Source organism: Rhizobium sp. BK251, from assembly GCF_004345245.1.
Classification (GTDB): domain Bacteria; phylum Pseudomonadota; class Alphaproteobacteria; order Rhizobiales; family Rhizobiaceae; genus Rhizobium.
Genome location: NZ_SLUQ01000016.1, coordinates 111,786 through 120,027 on the forward strand (window position 1 = coordinate 111,786; position 8,242 = coordinate 120,027).

General features: G+C 57.3%; 9 protein-coding genes. 1 reads left to right on the plus strand and 8 read right to left on the minus strand.

Going from position 1 to position 8,242, the window contains the following annotated elements:
* Positions 1-774: 774 nt before the first annotated feature.
* The 7 genes from EV286_RS30215 to EV286_RS30245 form a co-directional block, all read right to left on the minus strand.
* Positions 775-1,737, minus strand: a complete 963-nt coding sequence (locus EV286_RS30215) for a DUF808 domain-containing protein (protein ID WP_132960948.1) — start codon at positions 1,735-1,737, stop codon at positions 775-777.
* A 541-nt stretch (positions 1,738-2,278) separates the two neighbouring features.
* Entirely contained in the window at positions 2,279-2,488 is a 210-nt protein-coding gene (locus EV286_RS30220; protein ID WP_132960949.1) for a cold-shock protein, read from the minus strand.
* Positions 2,489-2,698: 210 nt separating this feature from the next.
* On the minus strand, positions 2,699-3,091 hold the full coding sequence (locus EV286_RS30225) for a helix-turn-helix transcriptional regulator (RefSeq protein WP_132960950.1): 393 nt from the start codon (positions 3,089-3,091) through the stop codon (positions 2,699-2,701).
* A 334-nt stretch (positions 3,092-3,425) separates the two neighbouring features.
* Complete coding sequence (locus EV286_RS30230; RefSeq protein ID WP_132960951.1) at positions 3,426-3,863, minus strand: hypothetical protein; 438 nt, start codon at positions 3,861-3,863, stop codon at positions 3,426-3,428.
* A 211-nt stretch (positions 3,864-4,074) separates the two neighbouring features.
* Positions 4,075-4,410: a hypothetical protein gene (locus EV286_RS30235; protein WP_132960952.1), complete on the minus strand. Its 336-nt coding sequence runs from the start codon at positions 4,408-4,410 to the stop codon at positions 4,075-4,077.
* Positions 4,410-5,222: a Ku protein gene (locus tag EV286_RS30240; protein WP_132960953.1), complete on the minus strand. Its 813-nt coding sequence runs from the start codon at positions 5,220-5,222 to the stop codon at positions 4,410-4,412. Before EV286_RS30240 ends, EV286_RS30235 begins: the two co-directional genes overlap by 1 nt.
* A gap of 11 nt (positions 5,223-5,233) precedes the next feature.
* Positions 5,234-6,130, minus strand: coding sequence for a Ku protein (locus EV286_RS30245; RefSeq protein WP_132960954.1), 897 nt, complete (start codon positions 6,128-6,130; stop codon positions 5,234-5,236).
* A 625-nt stretch (positions 6,131-6,755) separates the two neighbouring features.
* Here EV286_RS30245 and EV286_RS30250 point away from each other — a divergent pair.
* Positions 6,756-7,094 carry a hypothetical protein gene (locus EV286_RS30250; protein WP_132960955.1) on the plus strand — a complete coding sequence of 113 codons (339 nt, stop codon included), beginning with the start codon at positions 6,756-6,758 and terminating at the stop codon, positions 7,092-7,094.
* Positions 7,095-7,200: 106 nt separating this feature from the next.
* Here EV286_RS30250 and EV286_RS32190 read toward each other — a convergent pair.
* Positions 7,201-8,242 (minus strand): hypothetical protein (locus EV286_RS32190; RefSeq protein WP_165932991.1); only part of this gene is annotated, 1,042 nt, incomplete at its 5' end.

Consider the following 8,242-nt stretch of genomic DNA (forward strand, 5'->3'; position numbering starts at 1 on the left):
AAATGCGCCTTGCTTAAATAAGGGGCCAGACTGATACCGGGTTTATGCCGGTTGGCCCATGAGGGCTACCTGCAGGCACAGGCGAATTTGGTAGCGGGGCGGCGATTCCACTGGCTCAAGATCGTCGCAGGCGCCTTAGCGGCCGCATTCGGCGCGTTGGCCGCGACCCATCCGATTGGAGGTTTCGGTCCTTGGGTCGCCGTCTGCACCACACTTGGCGCGGCTTTCGCCGCCCATTCCGCCGCGGAGCGCTACCAATTCCAAGCTGCGACGTATGCCGCGAGGGCGCGAGGACTCGAGGATCTCGAAAGTGAGTAGCGGGGAAGGAAAAGACCGCAGATTCCTCGACATGGGTGGCTTTCGTCAACGCTTGCGAAAAGGTGATCTCAGCCGAGAATCGTGCTTGGATGGCCAAGCTTGACGCACCGGATCGGGGTGTGGCGGCTGCGGTAAGCGAAAAGACTTGAACGCCGATGCCATTCTTTGTTGTTGAGGGGCGTTGGTATATACGTGGGACGTATATGGATCCCGGCCTAGTTCGCTGGCGACGCGTGTCCAAGGCGGCCCGATGCTGAAGACGGTGCGGCCGACCGGATCCGTCGAAGGAGCGGTGTAAGTCTCAATCTTCAATAGCACACTGCATGAACTTCGCGTGGCGCCACACCGGCCTGTGCGCCGGGGCAGAGTGCACAGTGCCTTTACAATGCCTCAGCGCCAAGGCGTTGAGGAACGCTCGTCGAAGCCGGCTGGCCCAGCGGCGATTCGTTACTTAGGTCACGGATGTTGCGGTCGGAGCCACCTGATCAATGGGGCCGAAGTATGCACCAAGATGATGGTGAAGCCGCCAATCAGAATGGCCAGAACAGCCTGAATCGTGGACGTCGTAGTCCAGTGAAGAACCCCCGCGAGATAGGCGGACACGGTACTGACGCCTACCGCAATGTCGTCGATAAAATGCTCAGGGCCATGGAAGCCCAGTTGGGCCATTCCGTGGATGAGAATGCTACCACCCACCCAGAGCATGGCGGCTGTCCCGATCATTGCGAGGATAGTGAGGAACACGGGGACGCCGATAACAAGGCCACGCCCGAACGCTCTCACCGGGCCGACGGATGAGCTGGCGAGCGCTAGTCCTATATCGTCCGCCTTCACGATGAGGGCAACGACGCCGTAGACAGCCAAGGTGATCAGGATGCCGACTGACGCCAGAACTGCTGCCTGCGTGTAAATATTGGAAGTGGCGACGTTGGCGAGGGTCAACGCCATGATTTCGGCTGACAGTATGAAGTCCGTTCTGATCGCGCCGGCAACTTTCTGATTTTCCAACGCGACAGGGTCGGGTGTTCCCAGCACCGCGGCCTCGTGTCTGTGGGCCTCGTGAGGCGCGATGGCTTCGTACAACTTCTCGGCACCCTCATAACAAAGGTAGACCCCTCCGACCATCAGGAGAGGCGTGATCGCCCATGGTGCGAAATAGCCGAGAAAAATACATGCCGGCAGAAGAAAGAGAAGCTTGTTCTTCAACGAGCCGAGCGCGATCTTGGCTATGATCGGTAGTTCCCGCGCTGGTGACAGGCCGACCACGTATCTCGGTGTCACAGCCGCATCGTCGATCACCACACCGGCGGCCTTCGCGCCGGCTTTCGCTGTCTGGGCTGCGACATCATCCAGAGACGTGGCCGCAAGTTTCGCAATTGCGGCGACGTCGTCTAGGAGCGCGAGAAGTCCAGTTGCCATTTAGGTTTTCCGTTTCGTCCAGATGCAGGGGAATTCTCCCGGAGCATTTTCCACTAGGATAGCGTGACACAGTGACTTTGTCGCAACCGTTCTGTTCGGTGAGGCCTCCGCTCAGGCTCGGACGCGAGCAACGAACTGTAACCTTCTGGCTTTCGGGCGGCTCCGATCGAACAAACGACGGAGGCTGTCAGGACGAAGTGTGAACTCGCCGATACCCAAGGCGATAAGCGTTATGTGCGGCGGGACGAAGAGGGAAAGTTCCAGGAGTCCGTTGACGTCGGATGTTCGCTCAAACGCCAGAAGGCCAGGCGCCGCAGTTGCGCTCGCTCAATTCTGCTAGTCTTTCGCAGACAGTCGAGGAATGTGTGGGGAATGGCCATCAAGCGACGACAGCTCTTTGCCGATTCCCTCGTCCAATCCAGCAAGCCTCGGTCGACATACGCGCGACAGCCTTCGGATGATGCCATTCAAGACACATCATTGCATCGAATGAATGTGACAGGAAAACTGGGCACCCGCCGAACTTCCGATGCCCTGATAGTCACAGAGCCTGGATGTTTTCTGCCGCTGCTTTGCCGGATCGGCGGTCTTGCACGATATCGTAACTGACCTTCTGGCCTTCGCGCAAACCGTCGAGGCCCGACCGCTGAAGGGCTGAGATGTGCACGAAAGTGTCTTGCGAACCGTCGTCGGGCTGGATGAAGCCGAAGCCCTTGTCCTGATTAAAAAATTTCACGGTACCTGTTGGCAATTTATTCCCTCTTCACAGACCAAGCCGCCAGCACTTTTAATAGATGCTTCGCGATTTGCAATTCGTTCTCGCAAGTTCACTTGCAGAGGAGACGGTCTCCGAGAAGCGGGAATGCCAAACGGAGCGTCAACACCGCCTCCAACTGGCCATGCTGCAAATTGCCCTTGAAGCATGTGGCGACGGCGCTGATGGCTTACTCGGTTAATGTCGTCACTCATTCGAAATGGCTTGGGATTCGGTTTCGACTTCGCTCAAGGCTTGAATGAGACTTCTGACAGCAATCCGTATCTTGGGAGACTGGATACCGTCAAATGCGCGAGCGACGGACACCGCCGCAGAGCTGAATGGAACGATTGCAGCTGTCATATTGTCGCTGGACGTTCCCGAGAAAAGCGTGGAGACATCCACGTTGAAGTAATTAGCGACGGCAGAGAGCCTGCTTGACGATATTCTGTTCGTTCCTTTTTCGTACTTTTGGATTTGCTGAAAGGTTACTCCAAGTGCGTCACCGAGTTTTTCTTGACTTACTCCACGCTGAATGCGCAGCAGCCTAACGTTTTGTCCAACAGCGACATCAATGGTATCCGGTGTTCTTATTGGCATTGTGCTTCCTCCATAGATATACAGCAATAATACGCACGTTGCTCGACCACAACCTCACGGCGTTCGATTATATGATTGAAGAATGTGGTGCAAACGCACTAGGATCAGTTGATACGGACTTTAGGGCGAAACTCAGGAGCTGATCGTCGTATTGCGGTTGGAAACACGCGGTCCTCGCCGACCTCGACGAGGCGAGGGGAGACAGGTGGAAGTGTTGAGTAGTTGGGACCAGGTGGGGAACCTGGCCTTTCGAGCAACAATGTGAATTTCTCTGTACATGCGGGAACAGCGCATAGCTGTTATGCGGCAAAAGCCTCGTCCACCGCAGCGCACCTCACATATCTTTGAAGACCAAATGACTTTGCCCGTATCGGCGAATAACGGACAAGGAGGTATTTTCCCCGACCGCCACGCATTGATACTCGGTGCTGCCTGACAGCACTCTATACCCGAAATCATCAAGATCGCTGACAAGACAATGTCTTTGCTCTTCGTTGATAAAAGCAATGTAGGTGCCGCTTTGTTCGCAGAAATTGTAGCTTTCCATTTGGCTCGGTAGATCGGAGGCAAGGCAAACGATATCGAATTCGGCAAATGCCGGATTGTTTAGTGACACGTCGTGGCCGCTATCAATTTCTCCTATCAGACGTTGAAGCTCCGGCGAATGTCTCTCTGCGGATGCTCGGTGCGAGGCAACAATTCCCCAAGCGCCTAACGCCCCAACCGCTGACAAAGCAATGGACAGTCCGATCCAGACTTTGTTGGTTCTCATCCGCATCCGGACCCTTACGAGTTTCCTCTTAACTCTCCTTTTCCCGCGAAGGGCGGTGGGGAGGTCTACCTCAATCGCATGTCGAGGCCCATCTTACGCATTGGCAACCACACGGCCAGCACCACTCTGTCATCGGCGATCTGAATCGCGCCACGGTCGGGGCGGAGACCATAATACATTATGGACCGCCGCCGGGAGGGGTGCCAGCATCTCAACTGAGCGGACGGACCGCCATGGCTTTTCCCGCACCTGCATCTCGTGAAACGCCTTGCGCACGACGCGCTATCACGTCTCTTTCGAATATCCAGATTTTGCCGTCTTGATCTTGCGCCCGGGCAATGATCGCCTCCGCCATATCGCGATATAGATCAGCGTATCGGACAAGGCGCTTCAGCGATGCCTCCACAGGGCCTGCGGTAGCCTTCATCGCCTCCTGCGTGATGACGACGACCCAAGCCGAGGTGCCGTCGGTCACTCCAAGATGTCCGTTCTCTCCAAAGAGACATGGCGCTGGCTCGCAGAGCTCCAGGTGAAGAAAAACGTCCATCAGCGTACGTTCCGGCTCTTGAGGTCGGCGGCAACCGATTGTTTGAGGGCGTCCATGATGTTCACGACATTCGACCCCGGAGCGGCCGTCTCCTTGTCCTTGTTCGATCTCCTCGCAGACTTCATCGCCCTCTTCTTCGTTGCGATGAGCTTCAGGAGGCTTTCCTGGATCGGGTCGCTGACCATGGCCGGAGACCAGTTGGTCGTCTTTCCTTTTATGAGTTGCTGCACGAGAGGCACCAGGTCGGGATCGGCCTTCTCGTCGATGTTCTCAAAATAGCTCTCCTCCGGCCGAACCTCGTCGCCGAACCGGAGTGTCCAAAGCACGATGCCTTCGCCGCGCGGTTCCAGAACAACGGCCCGTTCGCGACGGCCGATCACAAGACGCGAGACGCCTAGAACCTTCTCAGCCGCCATTGCATCCCGGATCACGGCAAAGGCATCCTGGCCAACCGGGTCATCAGGCATCAGATAATGTGGCTTCTCCAGATAGACCCATTCGATGCTCTCGGCAGGTACAAACTTGTCGATGTCGATGGTCTTGACGGTGTCGAGCGCGACGGCGTCGAGATCATCGTCGGTGAGGATGACATAGTCGTTCTCGCCACGCGCATAGCCCTTCACCTCATTGCTGTCTTTCACCGGTTTGCCGGTGACGGAGTCGATGTACTGCGAAACGACCCTGTTGCCCGTTTCCCTGTTCAGCGTATGGAAGCGAACCTTCTCGGACTCGGACGTCGCCGGGGTCATGGCGACCGGGCAGGTGACGAGGGACAGTTTCAGGTAGCCCTTCCAGTAGGGGCGCGGAGCCATGATCGATCTCCTCAACTTGCCTGGCGCTGGGCGGTTACGGACCCAGATTTGCCGGATGTGCGACTCGCCTTTTCGCGGCTCCTCCCCGCATTCGCATTGGCGGCCGTCCGGTTCGACCTGTCAGCAACCTTCATCATGCCCGCGCTTTCGCGGAGTGCGGCGAGCAGGTCATTGGGCTTGGAAACCTTGACCTCCTTCCGTTTCGGAACCGACTTGCCTTCGATCTTCGCTTTGACGAGTTCGGCGAGCGCCGTCTCGTATCGGTCGTCGAACGATGCTGGGTCGAACGCGCCCTTCTTCGTGGAAATGATGTGCTTGGCGAGATCGAGCATCTCGCCCTGGATTTTGATCTTCGGCATTTCCTCGAAGGCCTTGGCGCTCGACCTGACCTCGTAGTCGTAGTTCAAGGTGGTGGCTATCAAGCCCTTGCCGTGCGGGCGGACAAGGACAGTTCGCATCCGCCTGAAGAGAACGGTCCGAGCGATTGCGGCGACGTTCGATTTCTTCATGCCATCACGCAAGGCAGCGAACGCGTCGGCTCCCATCCTGTCTGGGGTCAGATAATAGGGCTTGTCGAAATACACGTCGTCGACGTCGGTGCAGGGAATGAACGCCTCAATCTCCAGCGTCTTGTTGCTTTCCGGGATCGTCGCGGCAACCTCTTCAGGATCGATGATGACGTACTGCCCGCTCTCGATCTCGAAGCCCTTAGTCTGTGCTTCCTTCGGAACAAGTTCTTCGGTCTCGCTGTCGATAAAGACGCGATTGACGCGGTTGCCGGTGGCCTTGTTGATCGTGTTGAAGGTAATCCGTTCCGAGGTCGATGCGGCCGTGTAGAGGGCAACGCCGCAACTGACCTCACCGAATTTCAGGAAGCCCTTCCACTGGGCGCGATGTCCTGTTGCCATGGCACGAAACTCCGGAATCACTGAGTCGCGACTCAATTGCTCCGGAACCGATTCGTTCCGAGTCGAACGAATCATTTTTCAATGGCGCAGCCGCGAGGAGGGGGAAAAGGATTTTATTATTTCCGAATCGCGTCACCGCATGAGAAGCCTTCGTGCAGTCGTCCGTGTCATCGCCACGCAAACGCCCCGGGGACGGCTATGGTACGCAACTGAACGAAGGCACCGCAAGCCATCTTGGCGGCGCTGCGGATTTGCGGTTCGAGCCACGAGATTTGCACGGGACAATCAATCTGCCTGTCTAGTCTGCGTGCGCTTTGGCATGAACGACGTGCGCGTCACCGATCCTGAGTTGCTGGAGAACCACGTCCACCGGGTATATCGTATCCATGCTCGATGTTCGCCGGCTTCTCCAGAGGGCCGGCGATTGCCCCGGTATCACCCCCAGTAGTGCCGGGGCTTCTTTTTGAGCGCTCCTCTACCTGGAGGGAACCAATCAACCAAGGCGTGGTTTAATCGTCAGGTCGAACAAGCCGGCAGAGCTTCCCCAAGATTCGCGTCTCCGGTCGGCCTGCCCCGGCGCATCCCAAATTGCGTCGGGGTTTTCATTGCCTTAGAAACGAAGCAGATGACGGAAGACGAATACAAGCCGAAGTACAGGTGGGGAAGAACCTGGCCAGGAGAAAATGGTCTGGAAGGAAGGCCGCTGCAGGACTTCATCGGCTTCGATGGCGAGGTGATTATCGGCAGGATCCGCCTCGAAGATTCCGGCCCTCTGAGAGGGCAATGTCGATGGAGTGGCCAGGGGCCATATCGCGGTATCAAGAAGCGCCTGCTGCCACACCAAGGCTATTCACCCACAGCGCGGGAGGCGTCTCGGATGGCGGAGGACTATTGCGACCGCCTACTCGCTCACAACGGCTTGCGCGGCGAGGAATCCGCGACTGGGAACTATTCCCGTTTCTAGAGGTTCGACCAACGCCTCAGTTCTTCAACTGCCCCGCCTAGCTAGCGGGGCTTTTTTTGCTACCGCCGCAGCTTCACTCCTGGTCGAAGAACTCGGCGACACTACGTCAGGGGGCGCGTGAGTTCTTTTTCGGCCCGATGAATCGTCTGCGGAACACGGCGGACAGCGGGGTGAGCTTGATGACACGCTTGACGTGCGACAGGGCGCCTGTCTTGGCGCCGAAGAGATGGAGGCGGCTCACCATCCGGCCGGAGCGGATCATGTCCACGAGGTTCGTTCCTACAGGTTCCGCCGGCTTTCGCTGCTCCGCTATCACTTCGGTACTGCGGATTTTCTCCTTGATGTAGTTGGCGATTTCGAGGTAACCGAGCCGCGTATAGTGGCGGTCATCGATCAATTCGCCGTATGCGACCACGTCGTTGATCGAGACAAACTGCCAATTGGCGTTCGCCTGGCAAAACGCGGCGCAGGCCTCATTATAGAGGGTCAAGATTTCGTGATTTTCCGGCGATAGGGCCCCGTTGACGTCTCGCGTGTTCGCACCCAACAGGAACTTTTGCTTGGCCTCCATTGCGGAGACATTCAGGAAATCCAGCGATCGCTTCAGCATATCCACCCGTTGCGGCCGGCTGGCTTCGTACAAGGTGGCGCTCTTGAGAAAATTGGCCCAGGGATGAGCATCTATGTAGCTGCCGAGCCCTTCCGGGTGCACGCGCACGACGACACCGTCGTCGGTCAAAAGGTGTGCTCCTTTCATCGCCGCCGACAGCGAGACGATCAATACATCGCTGGAGGCAAGTCGCTCGTGGAAGGATGCGAAGTCCGTCTTGTCCCAGCTCGGGATCTTCTCGAGCGCCTTGGAGGCTTTGACCTTCGCCTCGTCGCCGAGAATGAAGCCGAAATCGTCATAGCGGGTCATGATACCGTTCTTGACGCCATTGACATACTCGGCGCGGTTCGGGCTGCAGTAGCTGGCGACGGCAGTGAGATCGCAACTGCCGATGAGAAGCAGCCGCGGGGCGTCGGTCGCCGTGGCATCCACTTCCTCCGCCTGGATTTCAGTCACCCAGTCGACCTTGTCGAAAGTCTTGATCGGGTTCGAGACTGGTCCGACGACTTGAATGCTGGGCTCGCCTATTCGCTCATAG